This is a genomic window from Vibrio sp. 2033 (assembly GCF_033339735.1).
This window is the reverse complement of record NZ_JAWOVC010000149.1, coordinates 1-947: the sequence shown is the minus strand read 5'-3', so window position 1 is coordinate 947 and position 947 is coordinate 1. Positions and strand designations below refer to the sequence as shown.

Below are 947 nucleotides of genomic sequence, written 5' to 3'. Positions count from 1 at the left end.
TGACACGCGCAGGGGAGATTTTTGCCGACTACAGCCGCCAGATCCTAGAGCTCAGCGAGGAAAGTTATGAGGCGCTTCAAGGCTTAAATAATCAAGTATCAGGCTCTCTACATATCGTTTGCCACGCAGCGTTAGTTCGCAGTTGGTTAGGCGATGTGCTCAATGAATTTCTGGCGGAGAACCCTGACGTCAGAGTCCAGCTCACCAGTGATTTTTCCGATACACACCACGATCCAGATTTGTTTATCTGGCTAGGTGAACACAAAGGGCTGGATTGGCGCAAAGAAACGCTTGGCGTATTTCGTTACACCCCATTCGCGTCGCCAAACTACATCGAAAAACATGGCCCCATCCACCACCCGAGAGAACTAAACAAACATCCGTGGATAGATTTTGGGTCGATACAAGAGAATGGCTTGCAACTCTCGCACCCAGAACAAGGGGAGTTTTTTCTAGAGCCATTTGTCAGCCGACTCTATAGCGACAACATTGCTATGCAGATCGATAGTATCGCCAACGGACACGGCATTGGTCTCTTGCCAACTTGGACTGCACAAGGGTATGAGAAACATCACCCCGGCCGTATCACCCCATGCCTTGAAGGCTGGCTTTCAGAGCCAATAACGATCAACTGTTATACACCAGCAGGGCGTCATCCTCTTCGCTTATCCGTACTGCTTGAAGATATTCACCAAAGTATTCCGCTAGATTGGAAATATTGAGACAAATAAAAAGGCCATCAACATGATGGCCTTTTCTCACAACCGCTCAACAGAGCCGGTTTAAACAACTGTCTCGATTACGCTAGTAGTTCTTTTGCTGTGTTCACTACGTTTTCTACAGTGAAACCAAACATTTCGAACAACTGGTCAGCAGGTGCAGATTCACCGAATGTTGTCATACCGATGATGCGACCGTCGAAGCCAACGTACTTGTACCAGAAGTCT

At 47.7% G+C, this 947-nt stretch carries 2 protein-coding genes; one reads left to right on the top strand and one right to left on the bottom strand.

The genetic code is table 11. The features are described 5' to 3' along the window. Positions 1-722, top strand: a 722-nt coding sequence (locus R7P74_RS25235) for a LysR substrate-binding domain-containing protein (protein ID WP_318123382.1), incomplete at its 5' end; no start/stop codon positions are given. A 77-nt stretch (positions 723-799) separates the two neighbouring features. Here the strand turns inward: R7P74_RS25235 and R7P74_RS29980 are convergent. Then, positions 800-947 (bottom strand): transketolase-like TK C-terminal-containing protein (locus R7P74_RS29980; RefSeq protein ID WP_170875035.1); only part of this gene is annotated, 148 nt, incomplete at its 5' end.